The sequence below is a fragment of the Flavobacterium salilacus subsp. salilacus genome (genome assembly GCF_004634195.1).
In the GTDB taxonomy this organism is placed as follows: Bacteria; Bacteroidota; Bacteroidia; order Flavobacteriales; family Flavobacteriaceae; genus Flavobacterium; species Flavobacterium salilacus.
In genome coordinates this window covers 165,747-191,037 of the sequence record NZ_SKBP01000004.1, presented here as the reverse complement: position 1 = coordinate 191,037, position 25,291 = coordinate 165,747, and the positions used below count along the sequence as shown (strand labels likewise).

24 protein-coding genes are annotated in these 25,291 nt (G+C 37.8%); 20 read left to right on the top strand and 4 right to left on the bottom strand.

Translation table 11 applies throughout. The annotated features are described in order from the left end of the window. Position 1: 1 nt before the first annotated feature. From rfbA to E0W68_RS06930, 5 genes are read left to right on the top strand one after another with little or no spacing between them, the layout of a single operon-like run. Positions 2-862 carry a glucose-1-phosphate thymidylyltransferase RfbA gene (rfbA, locus tag E0W68_RS06950; RefSeq protein WP_135218698.1) on the top strand — a complete coding sequence of 287 codons (861 nt, stop codon included), beginning with the start codon at positions 2-4 and terminating at the stop codon, positions 860-862. Between the two features lie 4 nt (positions 863-866). Then, positions 867-1,418 carry a dTDP-4-dehydrorhamnose 3,5-epimerase gene (gene rfbC / locus E0W68_RS06945; protein WP_135218697.1) on the top strand — a complete coding sequence of 184 codons (552 nt, stop codon included), beginning with the start codon at positions 867-869 and terminating at the stop codon, positions 1,416-1,418. Next, positions 1,412-2,239, top strand: a complete 828-nt coding sequence (gene rfbD / locus E0W68_RS06940) for a dTDP-4-dehydrorhamnose reductase (protein WP_135218696.1) — start codon at positions 1,412-1,414, stop codon at positions 2,237-2,239. The genes rfbC and rfbD overlap by 7 nt, the downstream gene beginning before the upstream one ends. Position 2,240: 1 nt before the next feature. Beyond that, a complete protein-coding gene (locus E0W68_RS06935) occupies positions 2,241-2,999 on the top strand; it encodes a class I SAM-dependent methyltransferase (RefSeq protein ID WP_135218695.1) in 759 nt (252 codons plus the stop codon). Beyond that, positions 2,987-3,703 (top strand): glycosyltransferase, encoded by a 717-nt coding sequence (locus tag E0W68_RS06930; RefSeq protein WP_162845814.1) that lies wholly within the window; start codon positions 2,987-2,989, stop codon positions 3,701-3,703. Before E0W68_RS06935 ends, E0W68_RS06930 begins: the two co-directional genes overlap by 13 nt. Before the next feature lie 10 nt (positions 3,704-3,713). On the opposite strand, the gene E0W68_RS06925 is transcribed toward E0W68_RS06930, so the two are convergent. Next, complete coding sequence (locus E0W68_RS06925; RefSeq protein WP_135218693.1) at positions 3,714-5,195, bottom strand: glucosyltransferase domain-containing protein; 1,482 nt, start codon at positions 5,193-5,195, stop codon at positions 3,714-3,716. A 264-nt stretch (positions 5,196-5,459) separates the two neighbouring features. Between E0W68_RS06925 and E0W68_RS06920 the strand changes: the two genes are divergently transcribed. From E0W68_RS06920 to purD, 11 genes are all read left to right on the top strand, one after another. Further along, positions 5,460-7,904 (top strand): DUF6311 domain-containing protein, encoded by a 2,445-nt coding sequence (locus E0W68_RS06920; protein WP_135218692.1) that lies wholly within the window; start codon positions 5,460-5,462, stop codon positions 7,902-7,904. Continuing rightward, positions 7,904-8,566, top strand: a complete 663-nt coding sequence (locus tag E0W68_RS06915; protein ID WP_135218691.1) for a class I SAM-dependent methyltransferase — start codon at positions 7,904-7,906, stop codon at positions 8,564-8,566. The genes E0W68_RS06920 and E0W68_RS06915 overlap by 1 nt, the downstream gene beginning before the upstream one ends. Positions 8,567-8,674: 108 nt before the next feature. Beyond that, on the top strand, positions 8,675-9,490 hold the full coding sequence (locus tag E0W68_RS06910) for an FkbM family methyltransferase (protein ID WP_135218690.1): 816 nt from the start codon (positions 8,675-8,677) through the stop codon (positions 9,488-9,490). A gap of 10 nt (positions 9,491-9,500) precedes the next feature. After that, positions 9,501-10,313: a glycosyltransferase family 2 protein gene (locus E0W68_RS06905; protein WP_135218689.1), complete on the top strand. Its 813-nt coding sequence runs from the start codon at positions 9,501-9,503 to the stop codon at positions 10,311-10,313. Between the two features lie 16 nt (positions 10,314-10,329). Next, complete coding sequence (locus tag E0W68_RS06900; protein ID WP_135218688.1) at positions 10,330-11,622, top strand: O-antigen ligase family protein; 1,293 nt, start codon at positions 10,330-10,332, stop codon at positions 11,620-11,622. 32 nt (positions 11,623-11,654) lie between these two features. Next, the gene (locus tag E0W68_RS06895; protein ID WP_135218687.1) at positions 11,655-12,752 is read left to right on the top strand and encodes a glycosyltransferase family 4 protein; all 1,098 of its coding nucleotides are present in this window, start codon (positions 11,655-11,657) and stop codon (positions 12,750-12,752) included. A gap of 77 nt (positions 12,753-12,829) precedes the next feature. After that, on the top strand, positions 12,830-13,942 hold the full coding sequence (locus E0W68_RS06890; RefSeq protein WP_135218686.1) for a DUF1972 domain-containing protein: 1,113 nt from the start codon (positions 12,830-12,832) through the stop codon (positions 13,940-13,942). Beyond that, positions 13,878-15,197, top strand: a complete 1,320-nt coding sequence (locus E0W68_RS06885) for an O-antigen ligase family protein (protein ID WP_135218685.1) — start codon at positions 13,878-13,880, stop codon at positions 15,195-15,197. Before E0W68_RS06890 ends, E0W68_RS06885 begins: the two co-directional genes overlap by 65 nt. Further along, positions 15,194-16,177 carry a UDP-glucuronic acid decarboxylase family protein gene (locus tag E0W68_RS06880; RefSeq protein ID WP_135218684.1) on the top strand — a complete coding sequence of 328 codons (984 nt, stop codon included), beginning with the start codon at positions 15,194-15,196 and terminating at the stop codon, positions 16,175-16,177. The genes E0W68_RS06885 and E0W68_RS06880 overlap by 4 nt, the downstream gene beginning before the upstream one ends. Position 16,178: 1 nt before the next feature. Next, positions 16,179-17,546 (top strand): undecaprenyl-phosphate glucose phosphotransferase, encoded by a 1,368-nt coding sequence (locus E0W68_RS06875; protein WP_135218683.1) that lies wholly within the window; start codon positions 16,179-16,181, stop codon positions 17,544-17,546. 24 nt (positions 17,547-17,570) lie between these two features. Then, on the top strand, positions 17,571-18,842 hold the full coding sequence (purD, locus tag E0W68_RS06870; protein WP_135218682.1) for a phosphoribosylamine--glycine ligase: 1,272 nt from the start codon (positions 17,571-17,573) through the stop codon (positions 18,840-18,842). Here the strand turns inward: purD and E0W68_RS06865 are convergent. Then, positions 18,837-19,067, bottom strand: a complete 231-nt coding sequence (locus tag E0W68_RS06865; RefSeq protein ID WP_135218681.1) for a DUF6341 family protein — start codon at positions 19,065-19,067, stop codon at positions 18,837-18,839. The genes purD and E0W68_RS06865 overlap by 6 nt on opposite strands. Positions 19,068-19,117: 50 nt before the next feature. Between E0W68_RS06865 and E0W68_RS06860 the strand changes: the two genes are divergently transcribed. After that, positions 19,118-20,047: a DUF6427 family protein gene (locus tag E0W68_RS06860; protein ID WP_135218680.1), complete on the top strand. Its 930-nt coding sequence runs from the start codon at positions 19,118-19,120 to the stop codon at positions 20,045-20,047. Here the strand turns inward: E0W68_RS06860 and upp are convergent. Continuing rightward, positions 20,042-20,695 carry a uracil phosphoribosyltransferase gene (gene upp / locus E0W68_RS06855; protein ID WP_135218679.1) on the bottom strand — a complete coding sequence of 218 codons (654 nt, stop codon included), beginning with the start codon at positions 20,693-20,695 and terminating at the stop codon, positions 20,042-20,044. The genes E0W68_RS06860 and upp overlap by 6 nt on opposite strands. 67 nt (positions 20,696-20,762) lie before the next feature. Between upp and E0W68_RS06850 the strand changes: the two genes are divergently transcribed. Together E0W68_RS06850 and E0W68_RS06845 are read left to right on the top strand one after the other, a co-directional pair. Next, entirely contained in the window at positions 20,763-21,368 is a 606-nt protein-coding gene (locus tag E0W68_RS06850) for a DUF4254 domain-containing protein (protein WP_135218678.1), read from the top strand. Positions 21,369-21,375: 7 nt separating this feature from the next. Beyond that, positions 21,376-22,425: a glycosyltransferase family 9 protein gene (locus E0W68_RS06845; protein ID WP_225990341.1), complete on the top strand. Its 1,050-nt coding sequence runs from the start codon at positions 21,376-21,378 to the stop codon at positions 22,423-22,425. A 164-nt stretch (positions 22,426-22,589) separates the two neighbouring features. Here E0W68_RS06845 and E0W68_RS06840 read toward each other — a convergent pair whose 3' ends face one another. Next, a complete protein-coding gene (locus tag E0W68_RS06840) occupies positions 22,590-23,642 on the bottom strand; it encodes a 2Fe-2S iron-sulfur cluster-binding protein (protein WP_135218677.1) in 1,053 nt (350 codons plus the stop codon). Between the two features lie 167 nt (positions 23,643-23,809). Here E0W68_RS06840 and E0W68_RS06835 point away from each other — a divergent pair, with 167 nt between their 5' ends. Further along, entirely contained in the window at positions 23,810-25,279 is a 1,470-nt protein-coding gene (locus tag E0W68_RS06835) for a DUF5687 family protein (RefSeq protein WP_135218676.1), read from the top strand. The last annotated feature ends 12 nt before the right edge of the window (positions 25,280-25,291 follow it).

The following is a 25,291-nucleotide window of genomic DNA, read 5'->3' as shown; positions in this document are numbered from 1 at the left end:
CATGAAAGGAATAATATTAGCCGGAGGCTCAGGAACAAGACTGCACCCGCTCACACTTGCCGTAAGTAAGCAGCTAATGCCCATTTATGATAAACCTATGATATACTACCCGCTATCTACCCTTATGTGGGCAGGCATAAGGGAAATACTTATTATATCCACTCCGCACGATTTGCCGTTATTTCGTCACCTTTTGGGCGATGGCAGCAAGCTGGGCTGCCGTTTTGAATATGCCGTTCAGGAGCATCCTAACGGGCTTGCCGAGGCATTCATTATAGGAAAAGAATTTGTGGGCAACGATAAAGTGGCACTAATACTGGGCGATAACATATTTTACGGTACCGGGCTTGCCGATTTGTTACAGTCGAACAACGACCCCGAAGGCGGTATTATTTATGCCTACCATGTGCATGACCCGGAGCGTTATGGCGTGGTAGATTTTGACAAAGACGGTAAGGCACTTTCTATAGAGGAAAAGCCGGAGAAACCAAAGTCGAACTTTGCCGTACCCGGTATTTATTTTTATAATAACGATGTATTGGATATAGCAGCCAATATAAAACCCAGCCATCGTGGCGAGCTTGAAATTACCGATGTAAATAAGGAATACCTGAAACGTGGTAACCTTAAAGTAAGCATACTCGACAGAGGAACGGCATGGCTGGATACCGGCACGTTTAACTCGCTGATGCAGGCAAGCCAGTTTGTACAGGTTATAGAAGAACGGCAGGGGCTTAAAATAGGAGCCATAGAAGAAGCAGCCTACAAAATGGGCTACATAACAAAAGAAGAACTTACGGCACTTGCACAACCGCTTTTAAAGAGTGGTTACGGTACGCATTTGCTAAGCATAATAGAATAAAAAAATGGCAGCAATACCCACCAAACTGGAAGGATGTTTTATTATTGAACCTAACGTTATACCCGATGAGCGTGGCTATTTTATGGAAAGCCATAACGAGAAACGCTTTGAGCAGGAAACAGGTTTAAAAGTACATTTTGTACAGGACAATCAGTCGTTTTCTACACGCGGAGTACTGCGCGGGTTGCATTACCAAACAGGGGAATATGCACAGGCAAAACTGGTAAGAGTATTGCAGGGCGAAGTGCTGGATGTGGCGGTAGATGTGCGCCCCGGCTCGGCAACCTACGGGCAGCATGTAGCGGTAATGCTTACGGCAGAAAATAAAAAGCAGCTTTTTGTGCCGCGTGGTTTTGCACATGGCTTTTTGGTAGTGAGCGAAACCGCTACATTTTTCTATAAATGCGATAATTTTTACAATAAAGAATCAGAAGGCGGTATTATGTATAATGATGCCTCTATTGGTATCGATTGGGGTATGGATGCTTCCGAATTTATCATTTCGCCAAAAGATACCGTATTGCCTGACTTTAAAAATGCACGACCCATATGGTAGTAGTAGTAACAGGAGCATCGGGGCAGTTAGGGCAGGCACTGCAGGCACTAGCACCGCAGCATGAGGCAATACAATTCTACTTTGTTACTTCGGCGGAAGCAGATATAACCAACAAGGAAAATCTGGAACAGGTATTCAGCAGGCTAAAGCCTGATTTTTGTATTAATGCGGCAGCCTATACCGCTGTAGATAAAGCCGAGAGTGAGCCGGAAAAAGCTCATTTAGTAAATGTAACGGGAGCTAAAAATTTGGCTGAGGTTTGCAAGGAATATAATACTACCCTGATACACGTTTCAACTGATTTTGTATTTGACGGCAGTAAGAACACGCCTTATACCGAAGAGGATGAAACCAATCCGCAGGGAGTATATGGAAAAACCAAGCGGGAAGGCGAACAGGAAATAGAGAAGCTACTTACAGCACATTATATCATCAGGACATCGTGGTTGTACTCGGAGTACGGGAATAACTTTATGAAAACGATGATAAGGCTGGGTAATGAAAGGGATAGTCTGGGTGTAGTGAACGACCAGACGGGAACGCCTACCAATGCCAACGATCTTGCCGAAGCAATCTTGCAGATTACAGAAAGCGGTAAAAAAGAATATGGCATATACCATTACAGTAACGAGGGTGTTGCCACATGGTATGAATTTGCCAAAAAAATATTTGAAGTCAACAATATATCGGTTGATTTAAAACCAATTACCACACAAGAATATCCCACTCCTGCAAGAAGGCCCGCTTACAGCGTAATGGATAAAAGTAAAATAAAACGTGTTTTCGGGATTACGATAAAACACTGGCAGGATAATTTGTAATATGGATATATCTGAGTTTTCGAGACTAAATAATAAAAACCGCTACAGCAGGCATCCGTGGGAAACTTCCCGTAAAAATGTGCTGCACAAGCTGCTGAAAAGCTATAAAATACCTTTCCCCATAGAGAGGGTTGTTGATATTGGCGCGGGAGATGCTTATGTTATCCACACACTTTTGCATAAAGGTATAGGCAGGGAGTATATTGCTATTGATACGGCTTATACGCCTGAGGTTATCAGCCAGTTAAAAGAAAACTATGGTAACAGCCCCGTGCAATATGTACAGGATATAGAGGAGTATAAACAAAAGTATGGGAACGATGTTCCTACGCTGTTTTTGTGCATGGATGTACTGGAGCATGTACAGGACGAAAGTATTATATTGTCGCACCTGGGGGGCAACAGCAATCATATTTATTTTTTTGCCGTGCCTGCCTTTCAGTCTGTTTTCTCGGGGCACGATGCGCTGTTGGGGCACTACAGGCGTTATACACTACTGCAACTGCAAGGTGTGCTTGCCAACTATGGCTTTACGGTAAAAGACAGGGGGTATTATTTTATGTCTCTGTTAATGCTTCGCCGAATGGAAAAAATCTTCACTAAAAATAAAAAAGAATCTATAGATAACTGGGCAGCAGGTAAGTTTAAAACAGGTCTTATAAACACGGTTTTAAAAATAGATGCCGATATAGGAATTTTATTAAAAAAGGCCGGAATTACCATTCCGGGACTGTCATGTTACTGCCTATGCAAAAAGTAGCCATAATTATTCCCTGCTATAATGAGGAAAAGAGGATAGATAAAACCATGCTGTCCTTGTTAGTATCGCTCACGGAAGCGGATATTTTTTTATGCAATGACGGCAGTACCGATAATACATTGCAGGTGCTTAATGACATAGCAGGGCAGATAGGCAACCGTTGCGTTGTAATACATTATGCAAAAAACGCGGGCAAGGCAAATACTATATATAAATCGGTTAATGATATACTAAACCGAGGAGAATACACACACATAGGCTATTTTGACGCAGATTTTTCAACCCCTGTTGAGGAAATCGTGAAACTGCTGGATATACAGCATCAAAACCTTGAAAATTTTATCATGGGTTCGAGAGTTATGCTGCTCAATTCGCAGATAAAAAGAAAAACTTACAGGCACATTATCGGGCGTGTTATAGTAACCCTTGTAAATTTAAAATTCAAGTTGGGTGTGTATGACACGCAATGTGGCGCAAAGCTGTTCCCGGTAGCTATAGCAAAAATTGCTTTTTCCCAACCGTTCCGTACCTCCTGGTTGTTTGATATGGAAATCTTTTTAAGGCTCAAAAAAAATAACCTGATGCACACCGGTAAAGAAATACCTTTGCAGAGCTGGAGGGACGTAGATGGTTCTAAACTAAATTGGAAAGATTCATTTAAAATACTCAGAGAATTATATTTGTTGTACACAAAAGGAAGATAACCTGTATAAGCTATTCCACCCATAGGTTAGCCCCTTTGGTTACTCCCAGTTTTACCACGATAACATTATCAAGACGCTTTATATAACCATCTTTTGGCCATGTGGGCATAGGGTTGATAGAGTCTTTAATTTTCAGATATGTCTCCTTATTATCAATTATACGATAATGGGCTACATCGCTAAACTTCATAAAGTTTATAATCCTGTCGTTACTGCCATTATCCCATATAAAGAATGATCCGCCAAAAATTTCTGCATTTGGTAATCGGTGCTCATTCCCTTCACTGTAAGGCAGGCTGCCAAAAAAGTAAACATAATCGTTAGCGGGGTCAAAGTCAGGATATTTTGTGCGGATAGACGAATCTATATTCCGGGCAACTTTAATATCATTATTATACAGCCTGTAGTGCGATAAAAACAGCTTTGTTATATAATAGATATTGGCAACTATAACCAGTGAGGCTAAAGCTAGGAATACTTTTTGAAATTTTACGGTTGTAATAAAATATATGATTATAAATGCAAACGCAATACCCGAAGCAACATATAACCTTGGGGGGTGGATACCGTTAGTAATAAACAACGATATTATAAAGGGTACAATCATTATAGAGAGCAGTGTAATAAAACGTATCAACAGCTTTTTCTTTTCTTGAAAAAAGATTCTAATCATAATTACTGCCAGCAGCACAGTTGCAATTATAAAAGTTTTATTGCCGTAGTAGGCATTTCCTTTAAGGAGTATCTTCCACCTGTCGAAAAAATCAGTAAAAATATTTCCGGGATTGTCCTGTGTATAAGCAGAAAAGAACCCGCTGCTGCTTTTGGGGCAGAAAATTTTTGTAGAAATAAAATACAGTACGACCGAAGCGATGGTTAAACCGATAAATATCAATCCTTTTTTAAATTCGGTTTTAAAATTATAGTTTTCGGTGTAGGTATTCTTAAAAAAAATAATCAGGTATATCAATACAGGAATAAATGCTAAAGCCTGATAAACCGCAATTGAAAACATAAAAAGCAGGGCAGACAGTGTAAAATAGCCAGCGAATTTTAAACTGAAAAAGTGATCAAGTGATTTAATGAAAAATCTCATTGCCAATACAGAGGATAAAAAGCCTATAGTAATAGCATCGGCCTGGAGCGTAAATATGAGCTGATATGCCATTTGCGGAAACGTTAAAAACAACCCGCAAAAAAAATAACCCATAATGCCTTTAAAACCTAACAGCCTACTCAACTCAACAGCCGTTAAACTCAGGAAAAATAACGAAACCAATAGTGTAAAGTGCGGAATGATATCCCCAAAAATGTGGTAGCGGATTAAATTAGCTCCCCACCTGCCCAAAGGCAGGAAAATATCCTCGTAAATTACCTGTTCGCTGTCTATACTCAGGGAAAAATTGATTAATGCAAATCCGTAAGCAATACAAGTGATAAGAAAAGAAAAAGAAAATAGTTTAAAATAGTTGGATGATAGTATATGCTTCATTTTTTATAAAAAGATTCGGCCAAAGGTAAAAATTTTAAAAATGGATGACTGCTTTTTAACGTTCGGTTTATTTTCTTAAAATACAAATTCAAGTTGTGTAGATAATAAAATTGAGCCATATAACCTGAAATAAACCACACATTATGCCGGGTGAGGGTTCAAAACCGGGGGGATATAAAAATAGGACTATATTTGTAGGATAAAATACAAAAAAGCGTTTACTTAAGAAGGAGTTTTGCGCACAACAACCGACAGGGATTATTTATGGATAAAAAATGGATTACAAACGGTTTAGTACTACTGCTAATAGTATCTATTTTTGGTTATAGCTACGGGTTAGAAATTCTTATCCCTACCAATATCAGCTGGCTTATGGATGCACGGCACGACTGGGGTACGCATTACCTGGGCTGGGGGTTTTACAGAGATGCACCCTGGACGTTTCCTTTAGGCGAAATAGACAGTTACATATACCCTATAGGCACTAACGTAGGTTTTACAGATTCTATACCGTTGATGGCCCTGCCTCTTAAACTGTTTTCTCCCCTGTTGCCTGATGATTTCCAGTACTTTGGCATTTGGTTACTGTTATGCTTTTTACTAACGGCACACTATTGTATAAAAATATTCAGGTTATACCATACAAAGCCTGTTTTTATAATATTAGGCACTTTGCTCATTACCTGTAATCCGGTTTTATTTTACAGGGCTTTTCATCCTGCTTTGTGTGCACACTGGTTATTGTTAGCCTCTTTATACTATTATTTAAAACCCGCGTCGGAAGATAATGTAAAGAGCCTGAATAAAAAACAGATATTCCTGTTGGTAATAAGCGGGCTGGTTAACCCTTACCTTACCTTTATGGTAGCAGGATTCAATGTTATCTTGCCCCTGAAACACACACTCTACAGTAAGCTTTTAACCAAAAGACAAGCTTTTACCTATATCACCACTTCTGTTGCTGCTGTACTTGTAGTATGGTTTATTTTAGGCATGTTGTCTTTTAGCAGTAGTACCAATCTTGCTGTGAAGGATGGTTATCAATTATATGGCATAAACCTTAACGGATTGATAAACTCCGGCGGTTTTTCCACCTATTTTCCATCTATGGGCTGGGCATCTCCTTATCAATACGAGGGTTATATGTATCTGGGAATAGGCATGGGACTATTGATTATTGTATCATTCGTGTACTTTTTAATAAAAGGCAGGAAAGTTGTTTTTAATGATAGAAATAAATTTCTCTTTCTGCTGTTTATTTTCATGATTGCAGCAGCATTTTTTGCTGTATCCAACAGGGTTACTTATAACGACCGGGTATTGTTTGAGTACTGGCTGCCCAAAATTATTTTAAAGCTGGGAGATACTTTTCGTGCCTGTGGCAGGGTTTTCTGGATTCCTTACTATGTAATAATGTTATTCTTTACGCTGGTATTTATAAAGAGTAAACTTTCGCAATGGTTTAAGGCTTTGTTACTACTGTTTATTATTTTTATACAGGGCTATGAGCTTAAAAAACTGTATGCTCCCAAAAATTTTGCTTACGGAGAATATAACAATCCTCTTACCGAAGAAAAATGGAATGCCATAATCCCTGAATTTGATGCTATGATAACCTTTCCTCCATTCAATAATCATTTACTTAACGGGATGGACTATCAGGACTTAAGCTTTTTGGCATTAAAAAACCATAAAAAAATAAGTGTAGGATATTCTGCGCGAGACAATTATAAAGAGATTAAAAAATATACCGATTCACTAAGGACATTGTTGGAGGGCGGTAACTTTTCTTCTGACGAACTGTATATTACAACTCAGGAACACCTGGATGTTTTTAGTACTCTTTTAAAAGATAATAAGTTAGCCATAGATTATCTGAACGGTTATTATTTACTGTATGACAAGGCAAAGCAAAATAAAATAAAATTTGACCGCGAGGGTTCTGTACTATATAAAATGGACTCTGAAAATAATATCAGATACGTCAAACCACAGGAAGCTGAAAATCTGAATAATGATAAAATAACAGTTACTCTGGAGAGGCTTATTACTAATGAAAACAGTATTATAACGGCAGGAAATGTATTTGTGGAAAATGATGCCGGTAGTAGTAAAGATTCTGTATTTATAACCGTTTCAGATGGTAGTAAAGTATTTATCACTCAAACCAAACAGATAATGCAAGAGGGTAATGCCGGATTAGGCTTTTCATCCATTATATTTACAAACGGTTTTGAGCCAGACAGTCTTACGCTGGGCATAGCAATAAAGAAATATTCGGGCAAGTGGCTTTATAAAAAAATAGGCAGACTGGCAGAGATAGAGAAAACGACCCGATCGGTTAAAAAAGATGAGCTGCCGGCACAAAAACCACAGCTTGGCTTTATTGATGAAATTTTGGAGCAGCCAAATACAGTAAAAATAAAAGGCTGGACATTTTTAAAAGATAAGGATGCAACGGACAATGAAATAGAAATTGTTTTTGTGGGGAATGATCAGGCCTATATATTCCCTGCCAAACTTGTACTGAGACCCGATGTTACGCAGTATTATAATGACGGGCATAACTATGACAATTCAGGTTGTGAAGTATTGATTAATAAAAAAGATATACCGCAAGGCAGCTATAAAATAGGTTTATTAGTACGCAACAAGCTAAATGGCGAAGAATCGTTACAAATGACAGATAAAACTTTTACAAAGAGATAATGAATTACAGTGACAAAACATCCAGCTATTATGCCAATATAAGGCATGACCTTATTAGCCTGATAAGCAAAAAAGAACCGGGGCTAAAGGTTTTAGAAATTGGGGCAGCTTATGGCGAAACACTATATTTTTTAAAACAGCAGGGAATTGCGGCAGAAGCTGTGGGCGTAGAGCTTTATGAAGATGTTAAAAATAAAGAAAATTATAAGCCGCTGGACAGGTTTATATTTGCCAATATTGAGGAAACCGATTTCCCGGAATATGAGGGCTATTTTGATATTATTTTATTGCCCGACGTGTTGGAACATTTGGTAGAACCCAAAAAAGTACTTGCCAAAGTACAAAAATACCTTCATCCTGACGGAGAGGTGCTGGTAAGTATGCCCAACATCCGGCATTATTCCGCAATAAAGAAAATTGTATTTAAAGGCGATTTCAGATACGAGGAGAGTGGTATATTCGACTATACTCATATGCGTTTTTATTGCAGGAAAAATATCAAAGAGCTTTTAGAGGCATCAGGTTTCAAGGTACAGTATAGCGAAGGCTCTGTAAAGAACTATAAAGGGAAATCGTTTGTAAAACTTCTAAACAAGCTAACCTTTGGAGTTTTTGAAGAGTTCTTCTCAGTACAATATTTTTTCAGGGTAAAAAACGTATAATCGACTAAGGGCATTATTTACCACATTATAAGACAAAAACAAAGTACGTTTTTATACTTTTGTTTTTATCGTAAAGAGGAGCTATTATGCCCTTTAAAATTTTTCTGCATGAGAAGATTAAAAATTCTTTTTTTTTGGTTGTTTGTCAATAAAAACAATGTTGGTTTTATCGAAATGCTTAAGTTTTTAACAAAACCAAAAATTCACCGCATTGCCAAAAACTATATTGATAAAATAATTGAAACCGACGATTATCAGGTTTCTTTTAAGGATACCGATAAAGTGCTGTATTGGCCAAAATCATTTCCGCTAAACAGGCTTGACCAGGTAATATGCGAAACGTTTGACACATCAGACTGGCATTATTATCAAAAGCAACACACTATTATAGCACCCGGAGAAATTTTACTGGATATAGGTACTGCCGAAGGGCTGTTATCGCTTTTAGAGATAGACAAGTGTAGCCATATTTATATGGTTGAACCCGGAGAGAAATTTTACAAAAGCCTGCAAAAAACATTTATACCCTATAAAGATAAAGTTACAATTTTTAATGTTGCTGTTGGTAATGAGGATACTGAGATAATGTTTTCTGACGATTCCCTTACCGGAAAAATTGTTGAGGGTAACGAAGCAAATGCTCAAAAAATAGATTTACGAAAAATAGATACACTATTATCAAACAACGAAAAAATTACTTATCTGAAAGCCGACATTGAGGGTTTTGAAGAGGAGATGCTGAAAGGGGCTGAGTTGACTATTAAACGAAATAAACCGAAAATAGCCATAACTACCTACCATGACCAGAACGACCCAAAAGAAATCATCAGGATTATAAAAGGTTTTGTACCGGAATATAACTATTATGTGAAGGGGATATATGAAGAAACGCCAAAACCTGTGTTAATCCATTTCTGGATATAACTGTAAGTACATGAAACCGGAACTCTCTGTAATAATAGTAAATTATAATGGGTTAAAATACCTGAAGGGGTGTTTTGACTCTTTATATAAAACACTACACGGTATAGCTTATGAGATTATTGTTATAGATAACAAATCGGGCGATGGCAGTTGCGGTTATATACGCGAAAACTATCCTGATATAAAACTTATAGAAAGCCCCGATAATCTTGGCTTTGGTAAAGGGAATAACGAAGCGGTAAAACACGCCCAAGGCAATTATTTACTGCTCATAAATAATGATACCATAGTACTGGATAGTTTAACCCCGGTGCTAAACTATATAAAAGCAGATGATACTATAGGAGTACTAACTATAAAAATGCTTAACGCTGATAAGGAATACACCATCTCGACAGGCAAGTTTCCTGATTTTAGCGCAATGCTACGGTTAAAAAATCTCAGCAAAACAGGCAGGGATATAGAAACGGGACATTTCTCTAAAGAAGCTTATGAGGTTGACTGGCTTAGCGGGTCATTCCTGTTAATGCCAAAAAAAGTTTACGACGCGGTAGGAGGCTTTGATGAAGATTATTTTATGTATGTTGAAGATATAGATTTGAGTCGGAGGATATACTACAAGGGCTACAGGCGCGTTTTTTTATCAAAATACAGCTACATACATTTTGTAGGGTTTAATAAAGCCAGAAACCCATTGTTGATACAAGGTTTTAAACGCTATATAAAAAAACATTATACAGGTATAACCGCAATAAAGCTTAAGTTTGCACTAACCATAAACGCTTTGGTTAAACGCCTAAAAAGCACTTTTAAACTGGACTAAACTAATATTTTGATAAGTGGCACAAACACAAAATACACACATTAAAATAAAAGCCCAAACAATATACGCACCTCTTTTTGTGCTGCTGTTGCTATTACAGCTCTATCTGCCTTCTTTTAAAGCCAATATAGCCTTACAGCTTGCCGCATTGCTGTTTTTTGTGTTTATAGAAAGAAAAACAGTACTTTCAATAAAATTTTCAGCACAGGTAATAACATTAATTTTACTGTTGCTGTTAGGGTTTATAGGAACCATACTTCATGAATATGAACCTTTTAACATCATTAAAGACATTTTCCATTTCATAAAGCCTTTAGTAGGTATTCTTATAGGCTACCTCTTTTTTAGAAAAATAAATAATTTCAGGCTTTTTATACAAGTTGTAGTTGTTGCGGGGTTCATATCTGCCATTATACATTTTTACGTTTTGTTTTTTAAAGTAGATTTTGCAAGTGGCTCAATATCAAATATCCGGTACTATACAAAAGATAATTTTCTGGAACTATTCGCCATTTTCTTTTTGTGGTTTTACAAAAAGCTGGAAGGACGTTCGTTGATTAACAATTCAACATACTACAAAGTAGTGCTTATAACAATAGTATTATCAAGCATTTTGTATTTTTCCAGAGCTACGATGGTTATGACAGCCATAATGTTACTTACAATATATGGTTTTACAAAAATAACCAAGCAAACCATTTTAGTGGGAGGTGCATTTATAGTTGCCTTATTGCTGTTTTATGCCTATTTAAATAACACAACCATAAGACGCGGAAAACCCGGACTTGAGGGGTTTTTATACAAAATAAAAGTAGCCCCCGAAGAAATATTCACTACAAGAGTAAATCGTGAAAACCACAGAGATTTATGGGATCACTGGCGAGGCTATGAAGCCATGAGAGCCTATTCGCTTATGGAGAAAAACCCCTCCAGCTATATAGTAGGCACAGGTCATGGCTCCTTAGTAAACCTTAAATTTGAAGCCCCGCTTTTAAACGACCCCAATAAGGGAGTACGCTACATCTCGGAGTTGCACAACGGGTATATGTATGTTTTTTATAAAACAGGGGCAATAGGGCTCATAATATACCTGCTGCTGGTATTGAGGTGGTATGCTTATGTATATAAAAAACGTAGTATGAGCACCCTTATGGTATCGGGCATCGGGGCAATATACTTGTTTTCTACACTAACCATTACGGGGATTTATAATACCAGAGATGTAATTATTTTTATATTGGGTGCATTGCTGTATTATACATCCAAAACCTATATTCGCGAATCGGAAAAGAGCAATGCTTTGCCATAACCACAACAAAACCCTTACTCCAGATTAAGAGTATGCACGAAAATAAGAAAATAAAAATTTTTGTAGATTGTCATGTTTTTGACGATGGCTTTCAGGGAACAACAACTTATTTGAAAGGGCTTTATACTACGCTGATTAAAGACCAAACCAAAGAGTTCTTTTTTGGAGCATCTGATATTGATAAGCTGAAAACTGTTTTTGGCAATGCCGAGAATATACAATACATACGCTACACATCGTCAGGAAAGTTTTATCGCTTGCTTATTGATATTCCGCGTATTATTAAAAGAAATAATATTGATTATGCCCATTTTCAATATATAACCCCGCTATTTAAATATTGTAAGTATATTAACACCATACACGACCTGCTTTTTTTAGACTATCCGCAATATTTTCCACTATCATACAGGCTGGTAAAAGGCTTCTTTTTCAGGTATAGTGCAAAACTATCCGATTTGGTATTAACGGTTTCACCCTATTCAAAAACACAAATAGAGCACCATTATAACATTCAAAACATAATTATTACCCCCAATGCAGTAGATGCAGCCTTTTTTGAAAAATATGATAAAAAAACGGTTAAGGATGCCATTGCAAAAAAATATGCACTTAATAATTATTTACTCTTTGTAAGCCGCTGGGAACCGCGTAAAAACCACGATATGTTGCTAAAAGTTTTTGTAGAAAAACAATACTATAAAAATTATAGTTTGGTATTTGTGGGACAACCTGCTATTGCCAACCCAAAATTTGACGCATTCTATCAATCATTACCTGCCGAAGTTACCGCCAAAATACTGATACTTAACAAAGTCAGTTTTGACGATTTGTTGCTGTTAATAAGAGGAGCCGATGTATCTGTATATCCCTCCATAGCCGAAGGTTTCGGCATTCCGCCATTAGAGTCGGCAGCAGCACGAGTCCCTACAGCCTGTTCCTCTGCAACCGCTATGGGCGATTTCGATTTCTTTGGTAATACGCTTTTCAACCCAAACGATGAAGAGGCAATGCACAAAGCAATACAAAATGCTGTTTCAGATACAGATACTCAGGCAATAAGCAACAACATCAGGCAAAAATATGATTGGGAAATATCGGCAACTGCACTCAACACGCATTTAAAATAATACACTTTATTATATCCAAATACATTTTTTCATATACAAATTAAAGCCTATTTTTATGCCCTTGAAAAAGAACTTTGATGAAGATTGCGATATTAGGAACAAGAGGTGTGCCCAATTATTATGGAGGCTTTGAACAGTTTGCCGAATTTTTCTCGGTTTACCTTGTTAATAAAGGGCATGAAGTATATGTTTACAACTCGCACAACCACCCCTATCAGGAAAAAATATTTAACGGAGTAAACATCATCCATTGCTATGACCCGGAATATAAAATGGGTACGGCAGGGCAGTTTATTTACGATTATAATTGTATAAAAGACAGCCGCAAACGCAATTTTGATATTATACTGCAACTGGGCTATACCAGCAACTCTGTATGGTATTTTATGCTGCCTGAAGAGCCCATAATTATTACCAATATGGATGGCTTGGAATGGAAACGCTCTAAATACTCCAAACCGGTACAAAAGTTTTTAAAATTTGCCGAAAAGCTTGCAGCCGTAAAAAGCGACTATCTTGTTGCCGACTCTTTGGGCATACAGGAATCGTTGAAAAGATTATATAATAAAGAATCTGAATATATAGCCTATGGCGCAACGCCCTTTACTAATCCTGACGAAAATATCCTGAAGGAATATGATGTTGAAAAATATGGCTACAACATGATTATGGCACGCTTTGAGCCCGAAAATAATATTGATATGGTATTACAGGGCGTGGCAAACACAAAAAATGATACCCCCATACTGGTAGTAGGCAACTATAAAACCAAGCATGGAGATTACCTTACCGAAAAGTACAAATCCTATAAAAACATACGGTTTATAGGAGGGCTTTATAACTTAGAACATCTTAATAATTTACGATTGTTTTCTAAAATTTATTTTCATGGGCATTCAGTAGGGGGCACTAACCCTTCGTTGCTTGAGGCAATGGCATCGGGCGCACTTATAGCAGCCCACAATAATGCTTTTAACAGAGGCGTTCTACAAGACAATGCTTTTTATTTTTCCAATCCTGATGAGGTGGCACACCTGATAGCGAATTTGGATAAAGAAAAAAACAAGGCAATTATAGAAAATAACATACAAGCAATAGAAAACGACTTTAACTGGGAAAAAATAAATGGCAAATATTTACAATTTTTCGAGGCATGCTTTACTAAAAAGAATAGGACTCACGCCGGGTAAAAAAATGCTTATTTTTTTCATTTCGGCAGCGTTATTAACCATACCGCTCAGCTATGTATATAACAGTATTACCCTTATACTGTTTGTATTATATACATTTCTTTCCTACAACAAGCAAAATATAAAGCTGCGGTTACCCCTGCTGCCGCTAATGTTGCTTTTTATGCTCATGGCACTGTCACTACTGTGGTCGGTAGATTTTAAAAGTACCCTCAAAGCCCTTAGCCGCGAGGCACCGTTGCTGTTTATACCCGTTACTTTTTGTTTTAATCAGACACTTTCATACAAATCATTAAATAAGATACTCGAAAACTACAGTTTGGGTATTATCCTGTTCGGCATCATCCTTTTGGGCAGGGCAATTATGCGTTACGGAGAAGGCGCCGGTACAGATGTTTTCTTTTACCATGAGCTTGCCACTAACGATGTTAATGCCATATACCTTTCAGTACTGGTATCTATGGCGTTAATGTATTTTTTATGTAAAAAAAAGAAAACCTTTTGGGGGCATGTTATGATGCTGTTCCTGCTCGTTTTTCTTTTCCTGCTTTCCTCCAAAGTAATTATAATTACCAATGTACTGCTTATAGCCCTATATTACATTTTCTATTCGGGCATGACGGTAAGAGGACGCGTTGCTGCCGTAACACTGCTATGCATAATGGCAGGATTACTGGGCTATTACGGTAAAATAAATGAGCGCATAGCAGCCGAGTTTACCAATAACAAACAACAGAATGAGGCAGAAGGCGGAGTGCATTATGTTACCTTACAGGAGGCTTGGTCGAGAAACGACTTTAACGGTAATGATTTCCTTAACGGAACATCATTCAGGCTCTATCAAATAAGAATATTTACCGAAATGCTGGAAGAAGACCCTGTATTGTTTACCGGCTACGGTCTTAACGCCTCAGATGATAAAGTAGAAGAACAGGGCATAGAACATAACCTTGTTCATGGCGATAAAGATGGATTGTTTTATAATAAGCTCAATTTCCATAACCAGTATGTACAAGTGTTTGCCGATTTAGGAATTTTCGGCTTTTTGATAGTTATTGTTATGCTCATAATAAATCTTAAAAAGGGCATCCATAAAAAAGATTTTGTACATATTGCTTTCGCAATTGTTATGATAAGTTTATTTTTGACCGAATCATTTCTGTGGAGGCAAAGAGGAGTAGTTTTCTTTACTATGTTCTACTGCATTTTTAATACGGCTTTGCTGCCGGGAGCTACTGATAAACAAAAGATATGAAAAGAATACTTATAACCGGTGCGGCAGGTTTTTTAGGCTCACACCTTTGCGACAGGTTTATTAAAGAGGGCTATTATGTTATAGGCATGGATAACCTTATAACGGGCGACCTCAAGAATATACAACACCTTTTTAAGCTCGAAAATTTTGAGTTTTATCATCATGATGTAACCAAGTTTGTACACGTTCCGGGTAATTTAGATTATATACTGCACTTTGCATCGCCCGCAAGCCCTATAGATTATTTAAAAATACCCATTCAAACCCTAAAAGTAGGTTCGTTAGGAACACACAACCTGCTTGGACTGGCACGAGTAAAAGGCGCAAGAATATTGATAGCATCAACATCCGAAGTATATGGCGACCCTTTGGTACACCCCCAAACTGAGGATTACTATGGCAATGTAAACACCATAGGGCCAAGAGGGGTATATGATGAGGCAAAACGTTTTCAGGAGTCCATCACTATGGCATATCACACCTTTCATAAAGTAGATATAAGAATAGTAAGAATATTTAACACCTATGGTCCCCGTATGAGGCTGAACGACGGCAGGGTAATACCGGCATTTATAGGTCAGGCACTCAGAGGCGAAGATTTGACGGTATTTGGCGATGGTATGCAAACCCGTTCTTTTTGTTATGTAGATGATCAGGTAGAGGGGATATACAGGTTATTACAGTCTGATTATGTATATCCTGTAAATATTGGTAACCCTGACGAGATAACTATTAAAGATTTTGCCGAGGAGATTATCAAACTCACAGGAACAAACCAAAAGATAATATACAAACCACTTCCTGAAAATGATCCTTTACAGCGCCAGCCCAACATTGCAAAAGCAAAAGAATTATTAGGGTGGGAGCCAAAAGTAGGTCGTGCGGAAGGGATGAAAATAACATACGATTATTTTAAATCCCTCTCAAAAGAAGAGCTGCTAAAAGAAGAGCATAAAGATTTTTCAGGATTTATACATTAATATGAATTCATTCAGTAGGGGTAGGTACTCAAAATATTTAAGACCAATCAATATATCTTTCGATGTGCTTCTTATCAGTATAGCCTATCGATTCTTTTTTAGCGAACTCAATGTAAACGACCTGCACTTTACGGCCTATCAAATAGTTTGCTGGTCTATTATATCCTATTTTTCAGGATTTTATGAGGTGTACCGCTACACTACCGCAGTACAAATATTCTCTAAACTATTCCGTCAGGGCATACTTTTCCTACTGTCAATAATTGCCTTTTTTCCGTTTGCCAAGCAAACCATTTTTAGCGGTCAGGCTATGGCAGAATATATAGTGGTTACCTTTACCGCCATTACCTCCTTCAAGTTCCTACTGTTCTATTACCTAAAGCAATACAGGCTATCTACAGGCAGCAATAAAAGAAATGTAATAATAATAGGCTATACCCCTCAGGCAATAAACCTTAAAGAGTTATTTGACACCAGGGCTGACTACGGCTATAATTTTTACGGCTATTTTTCAGATAAAAAGAAAAACCCGCAGATAGTGGGAAAGATAGATGAAGTAAAAGATTTTGTGACAACCAAAAAAATTGACGACATATACTGCTCTATGAATGAGCTGGACAACCTGCAAATGAAAGACCTTGTAGAGTTTGCGGAGGCAAATAACAAAATCATTAAATTTATACCGGATACCAAACATATATTCTCTAAAAACCTGAGGATAGATTATTATGAGTTTTTCCCGGTACTGTCGTTGCGCAAAACACCGCTGCATGAGCCAATTGCCAAAATAGTTAAAAGAGGATTTGATATTGTTTTCTCGCTGTTTGTAATTATTTTTATACTATCGTGGTTTACGCCATTAATGGCTATATTGATAAAGCTGGAATCTAAAGGACCTGTTTTTTTTCTGCAAAGTCGCCCTGGCATTGGTGAGAAAGAATTTTTTTGTTATAAGTTCCGCTCTATGAAAATTAATAAAACTACAGAGCAGTCAGTAGTAAAAAACGACCCAAGGGTAACACGTGTAGGTAAAATTATCAGAAAAACGAGCCTTGACGAGATGCCTCAGTTTTTAAATGTACTTAAAGGCGAAATGTCGGTAGTAGGACCTCGACCCAACCTTTGGTCTCAAAACAGATTATACAGCTCACGAATAAAAAAATATGGCATACGCCACTATGTAAAACCCGGAATTACGGGGCTTGCCCAAGTGAAAGGCTACCGAGGTGAGATAAGTACCGATGAAGATATGATAAACCGTATAAAGTATGACGTGTTTTATATAGAAAACTGGTCGCTACTGCTGGATTTAAAAATTATATTGCAAACGGTAACCAATATAATAATGGGCGACGAAAAAGCATATTAACTACTAAGTAAGCACAACACACACATGAAAATTTTACTATTAGGATCAGGAGGGAGAGAACACGCACTGGCATGGAAAATAACACAAAGCCCAAAGTGCGACATGCTTTTTGTAGCGCCGGGCAATGCAGGCACAGCAATCATAGCTACTAATGTAGCAATAAACCCTAACGATTTTGATGCGGTAAAAAAGTGGGTACTTGCCGAGCAGATAACAATGGTTGTGGTAGGACCCGAAGACCCGCTGGTAAACGGGATATACGATTTTTTTAAAAATGACACCGAGCTTGCCGATATACCCGTAATAGGACCATCAAAACATGGGGCGGAGCTGGAAGGCAGTAAAGAGTTTGCCAAAAAATTCCTTGTAAAAAATAATATACCTACAGCAGCTTATGACAGCTTTACCAAAGATACGGTAGAGCAGGGCTGTAAGTTTCTGGAAACACTACAACCACCCTATGTACTAAAAGCTGACGGGCTTGCCGCAGGCAAGGGTGTATTGATATTGCAAGACCTGAAAGAAGCACAGCAGGAGTTAAGAAATATGCTTGTAGATGCTAAGTTTGGCAATGCCAGCAGTAAAGTAGTAATAGAAGAATTTTTGGATGGTATAGAGCTAAGCTGTTTTGTGCTTACCGATGGCAAGAGTTATAAATTATTGCCTATGGCAAAAGACTATAAGCGCATAGGCGAAGGCGACACAGGGCTTAATACCGGAGGTATGGGGGCAGTATCACCCGTTCCGTTTGCAGATGCGGAGTTTATGCAAAAAATAGAAGAACGCATTGTAAAACCTACCATAGCGGGTTTGCAAAATGATGCTATAGATTATAAAGGCTTTGTATTTATAGGGCTTATAAAAGTGGGTAACGACCCGTTTGTAATAGAATATAACGTAAGGATGGGCGACCCGGAAACAGAGGTTGTAATACCAAGGCTGAAAAGCGATATTGTAACCCTGTTTGAAGCCGTAGCAAACCAAAAGCTGGATGAAGCCGTATTGGAAATTGATGAAAGAAGCGCAGCTACTGTAATGCTGGTAGCCGGCGGGTATCCTGAAGGGTATGAAAAAGGAAAAGTAATTACCGGGCTTGATAAAGTTGAGGGTTCTATTGCCTTTCATGCAGGTACTAAGCAGGATAATGGTGCAATAGTAACCAATGGCGGTCGAGTAATAGCCGTAACGTCTTACGGGGACAGTTGGGATGAAGCCATAAAAAAATCTTACCAAAATATAGATAAGCTACATTTTGATAAGATGTATTTTAGAAAAGATATCGGCTTTGACTTATGATAAAAAGGAGTGAGCCGTAGTATCTTGCGTATCTTCGTTGTTTGCTTTAAACAATCTCAATTGCTTAATCCAGTACCATGTAGCTGCACAGCAAATAATGATGAAAATCCAAGTTATTATATTAGCCGTCCACCAGTTTTCCAACTCCAATGCGCGGAAGAAATTCATAGGTATAAACAGTATATCGGTAAAAAGGTAACCTATCGCTTCAAAAAATGCTTTCATTTTTAAACAAGTATTATATTTACATCCACAAAAGTATATAAATTTTCCAAATGTTAGCAAGTGTTTTTAATAAATCGCGGCCAATAAATTATGTAATGATAGCCGTTACACTTGTATCGTTCTATTTTCTGTATCTTTTTAAAGACGATTCGTGGACAGCCTATTTTTATTTAATACTCCAAAAAACAGGATTGCTTTTTCTTTTAGCGGGTTCACTGTTTCTTGTAAACTTTATTACGCACAAAAACAGGCTTACTAAGGATAACACCTATGCCATGTTTCTTTTCATGGTGTTTTTAATATTGTTCCCCACTATAATAGTAAACACCAATATTATTATATCCAACTTTTTCCTGCTTTTGGCACTAAGGAGGCTCATATCATTACAATCGTTAATTACCCCGAAAGAAAAAATATTCGATGCATCCTTTTGGATATTTGCTGCTGCCATTTTTCACTTTTGGAGCATTATATATATAGTCTTGGTATTTATCTCTATAATTTTTCATGTATCGCGCGATTACAGGAACTGGATTATACCCTTTATCGCCTTTTTTGCGGTAACGGTACTCTATTTTATGGCAGTGCTTGTTATAGACAAAAGTTTCTTTAACCATGTTATGGGCGAAATCCATGTTAGTTTTGACTTTACTTATTTCGAAAATATATACCAAAATATAGCTATAGCCTTTTTCGCATCGGTAACGGTGTTGTTTCTTTTCCCTTATATTTTTTCCATAAGCTCCAAACCGCTCAACTTACAGGTATCGCACAAAAAGATATTATTTTCGTTTTTAATAGGCGTAGGCATCTATGTACTTTCGGATGCAAAGAACAACAGTTTTCTTGCCTTTACCTTTGCACCGCTTGCCATAATGGGGGCTAATTATTTAGAGAGCCAAAAAAATTACTGGGTTAAAGAAACTGTTTTGGCAGCTATAGTAATTGTGTCTGTTATATTATTTGTAATGCAATTATAACTTACTGCCATAGGCAAGGTCGCCGGCATCGCCCAGTCCGGGCACAATATATTTCTTTTCGTTAAGTCCGTCGTCAAGCGTTGCTATCCATAGATGGCAATAATCAGGCAACTGCTCTTTAAGGTATGCCACACCTTCGGGCGCAGCTATTATTACGGCAATATGTATTTCTTTCGGTGTTTCTTTTTCCATAAGTTGCTTGAATACGGCTACTAACGATTGCCCTGTTGCCAGCATCGGGTCAACCAGTATAAGTGTTTTACCGTTAAAAGAGGGTGCTGCACGGTATTCTACCAGTATTTCAAAATCATCATCATTATTAGGATGATGCCTGTATGCCGAAACGAAACCATTTTCGGCATCATCAAAAAAATTCATAAACCCGGTATGCATTGCCAGTCCCGCCCTTAGTATAGAGCAGAGTACCACGCCGTCTTTAATAGCGGTTGTTTTTTTAATACCTAAAGGGGTAGTAACGTCAATTTCTTTATAATCTAATACTTTGCTAAGTTCATAAGCCATTATTTCCCCTATTCGTTCCACATTTTTCCGAAAACGCATACTGTCATTTTGTATCGATACATCGCGCAGTTGCGCAAGGAAGTGGTTGAGTATGCTGTTGTTATCGGAAATATAATGAATATGCATTCTAAAAAATATTTGTATTAGCAACGTAAAAGTATTAAAACTATATTTGTAAACTAAAAATTTGAATATGTTTTCCGAAATAGCTTTTCCCGTTTTTGAACAAAGCATTAACGACTACCATAAGTTTGATAATGTTGACCAACCTGTAAACAATCCTTTTGATAAAGGTAAAATAGAGCATTTGCTTTATGCCAAAAACTGGATAGATACCGTGCAATGGCACCTGGAAGACATCATTCGTAATCCTGAAATAGACCCTGTAGCAGCATTGGCTTTGAAAAGACGTATAGATGCCTCTAACCAGGAGCGTACGGATATGGTGGAGTATATAGACAGCTATTTTTTACAAAAATATGCCGGTGTACAGGTTAAGGATAACGCCAAAATAAACTCCGAAAGCCCTGCATGGGCACTGGACAGGCTATCCATACTTGCCCTGAAAATATACCATATGCACGAAGAGGCTACTCGTGAAAATGCATCTGAAGAACACCGCCAAAAATGTACAGAGAAGCTTAATGTACTGCTGGAGCAGAAAAAAGACTTATCTACGGCTATAGACGATTTACTTATTGATATTGAGAACGGTGATAAATATATGAAAGTCTATAAGCAGATGAAAATGTATAATGACGAAGAATTGAATCCTGTTTTATACCAAAATAAAAAATAGGACCCTAATGGGGAGAAGAAAACATATTTTGGTAATAAGGCTATCCGCCATGGGCGATGTAGCCATGATGGTACCGGTATTAAGGGCACTTACAGAACAACATAAGAAAGTAAAGGTTACGGTAGTCTCAAAAGCTTTTTTTAAGCCTTTTTTTAACGGGATACCTAATATAGATTTTTTTGCAGCCGACCCTAACAATAGGCACAAAGGCTTTTTAGGGTTATTGAAACTATATACCGAGCTTAAAAAGATTCATGTATATGGTGTTGCCGATTTGCACAATGTATTGCGAAGTAAGGTAATAACGACACTATTTAGGCTGAAAAGTAAAAAAACGGCAACCCTTAATAAAGCCCGAAGCCAACGAACGGCTCTTATAAGACCAGAAAACAAGGTGTTTGAACCGTTAATACCCGTAGTTGAAAGGTATGCCGATGTATTTGAAAAACTCGGATTTCCTATAAATCTCAGCAAAGTTAAATTTCCGGAAAAACAGAGCCTTACTGCTGATGTGGTGGCATTTACCGGAAATCGTATAAGAAACTGGATAGGCATAGCTCCCTTTGCCAAACACAAATCAAAAATATATCCTAAAGATTTAATGCAGGAAGTTATTAACCAACTTGCGGCAAAACCCGATACTAAAATATTTCTTTTTGGCGCAGGACGAAGCGAGGTGAAGAAGCTCGAAGATTTTGCCGCCGGGCATGATAACATAATTATTACGGCAGGCAAAATGAGCTTTAAGCAGGAGCTGCAACTCATAAGCAATCTTGATGTAATGCTTAGTATGGATAGTGGTAACGCCCACATTGCCGCTATGTATGGCGTAAATGTAGTAACGCTTTGGGGAGCAACGCACCCCTATGCGGGCTTTGCGCCCTTTAACCAACCTGAGAAAAATCAATTGGTTTCTGACAGGGAAAAATATCCAAAGCTGCCTACCTCTATATACGGTAATAAAAAAGTAGAGGGTTATGAAGATGCCATGCGCACCATAAACCCAAAAGATGTGGTAAATGCGGTAGATGGCTATTTAAACTACAACAGGCTGTAACAGTAAATAAAACAGGACTATCTCAAAAGCACTTACTAAGTAAGTATTTTGTCATTCTGACGAAGGAAGAATCTTTAATTGAGATTCTTCACTCCATTACATTTCGTTCAGAATGACACCGCTGAGACAGCCCCGTTTTTACATTCAATTACTTTATTTCAGATTTATACATCATCATAATCTATATAAATTTCTGACGATGTGGGGTGTGCCTGGCACGTAAGTATAAGCCCTTCGGCAATTTCGCCATCGGTAAGTATAGCATTCTTTTTCATCTCTGCACTACCTTTGGTTATGCGTGCCATGCAACTGCTGCATATACCCCCCTGGCAGGAGTAAGGCGCATCAATACCTTGTTTTAGTGCAGCATCCAGAATGGTCATTTTTTGCGACATATCAAAAGTCATTTCTTCATCATCTACCAGTACTGTAATTTTGGTATGACCATCTAAGTTTTCCTCAATTTTCTTTTCGGCAATAGGTGTAGAGAACAATTCGAACTTAATATCTTTTTCGGGTATGTTGCTTTCTTTCAGTACTTCGCTTACCGTTTTTATCATTTCTTCAGGACCGCACAGGTAAAATTTGGCAAACTCTTTTTCTTTATGTTTGTTTTTTATCACAAAGTTTACGGTAGAGCGTTCTATCCTTCCAAACAGCGCATCCTCGGCTCTGGCTTTACTATATACAAAATGTACAAAAAACCGACCTACATATTCCAGTTGCATGTCGTGCAATAGCTGATGGAAAATGGTGTCTTCGGGTGTCTTGTTACCATACACCAGTACAAAAGTACTTTTTGGTTCGCCTTGCAGTACCGAGTGTATAATAGCGAGTATAGGCGTTATACCACTACCGGCAGCAAAAGCAGCATAGTTGCTTTGCCTTTCGGGCTTAGGTTCAAAGGTAAATTTACCTTCGGGTGTACCTACTTCCATCATATCTCCTACTGCAAGATTTTCATTGGCAAAGGACGAAAATCCTCCGCTTGTTGTCGCTTTTATAGCCACACGAAGTTCACCTCCGTTTGGCGATGAGCAAATAGAGTAGGCTTTGCGCACCTCTTGCCCTTCATATTGGGTTTTTAGGTTTATATATTGCCCTGCTGTAAATTTATATGCATCTTTAAGATGATCGGGTATTGCAAAAGCTACTGATATAGCTCCGGGGGTTTCCCTTGTAACATCTTGTATGGTTAATGGGTGAAATGTTGACATGTTTTTTTATGATTTAACTGCAAAATTAAGCATTACTTACAGGTAAATAAAATTTGAGAGAAACATTTATACGTTGTTTAAATATTGAAAAGTTTGCATTTGTATATAAAAACTGTAACTTTCTTGGGCTATTATATACTAACTATATAAACAAAACCACCAATTATATGTTCAGGAAATTTATCGCCCTCGAATGGAAAGCCTTTTTCAGGTCATCTGCTTTTGCGAGCAATATGGTTCTTAAAGTTTTTATGATAATCGGAGCTATATACTTTACAGGCATGTTTCTGCTGTTAGGTTTCGGGAGTTACCATATTATAAAAGACGCTACAGATGAAGACCCATTGTTACTGGTAAACAGGTATATGATATATTACTTGGTTTCCGATTTACTGGTGCGCCTTTTCCTGCAAAAAATTCCCATTATCAATATAAGACCGTTACTCACGTTGCCCATAAAGCGCGGTACTATTGTAAACTTCGCATTGGCTAAAACAGCAATATCATTCTTCAATGTAATACATTCATTCTTCTTTATTCCTTTCTCTATAATATTATTGGTTGAAGGATATGATCCGTTGCATGTGGTGTTTTGGCATTTGGGTATTTTGTCGCTCATCTATGTCAACAATTTCCTAAACATACTGCTTAATAATAAAGACGGGCTTTTTGTAGGTTTCATCGTATTTCTCAGTATAGCGGCAGGATTGCAATACTATGAGGTTTTTGATATTACCGAATATACAGGAATATTTTTCCAAGGGATGTACACTACGGCATATACGTTTATACTCCCTTTGGCAGCACTTGTTGCTGTATGGATTTCCTGTTTCAGGTACTTCCGTTCACATTTGTATCTGGATACAGGGCTTTCGCGCAAGCAAAAAGACGTTTCTACCGAAGATTATACATGGCTTAACCGCTATGGCATACTGGGTACTTTCCTCAAAAATGATATTAAACTGATACGGAGAAACAAACGCTCTAAAACCACTGTAATTATGAGTGTGGTGTTTCTGTTCTACGGATTATTCTTCTTTACGGGAATGTTGGAAATGTATGATAACAGCTTTATGCACATGTTTGCAGCTATATTTATTACGGGAGGCTTCCTGTTTACCTTCGGGCAGTTTGTACCCAGTTGGGACAGTGCCTACTACCCGCTTATGATGAGCCAAAACATACAGTATCGCGAGTACATCTCGTCAAAATGGTGGCTCATAGTTATCGGTACGGTTGCCAGTACCCTGCTTGCTTCATTTTATCTGTATTTTGGCGTCAATATATATTTGATGATACTTGCGGCAGGAATATACAACATAGGTGTAAACTCACATTTAGTACTACTGGGCGGAGCTTATATAAAAACCCCGATAGACCTTGCTTCGAGCAAGCAGGCCTTTGGCGATAAAAAGGCATTTAATGTAAAAACCATGCTGTTGTCACTACCCAAAATGCTTATTCCTATGGCACTCTACTCCATTGGTCAGCTTATAGGTAACAACTGGGGTGTTATACTTGTTATAATTGCAGGTGTAGCAGGTTTTGCTTTCCGCAACAGCGTGTTCTCGATGATAGAGAAGATATATAAAACCGAAAAGTATAAAACATTAGCATCTTACAAACAAAAAAACTAAAATATACGGCAC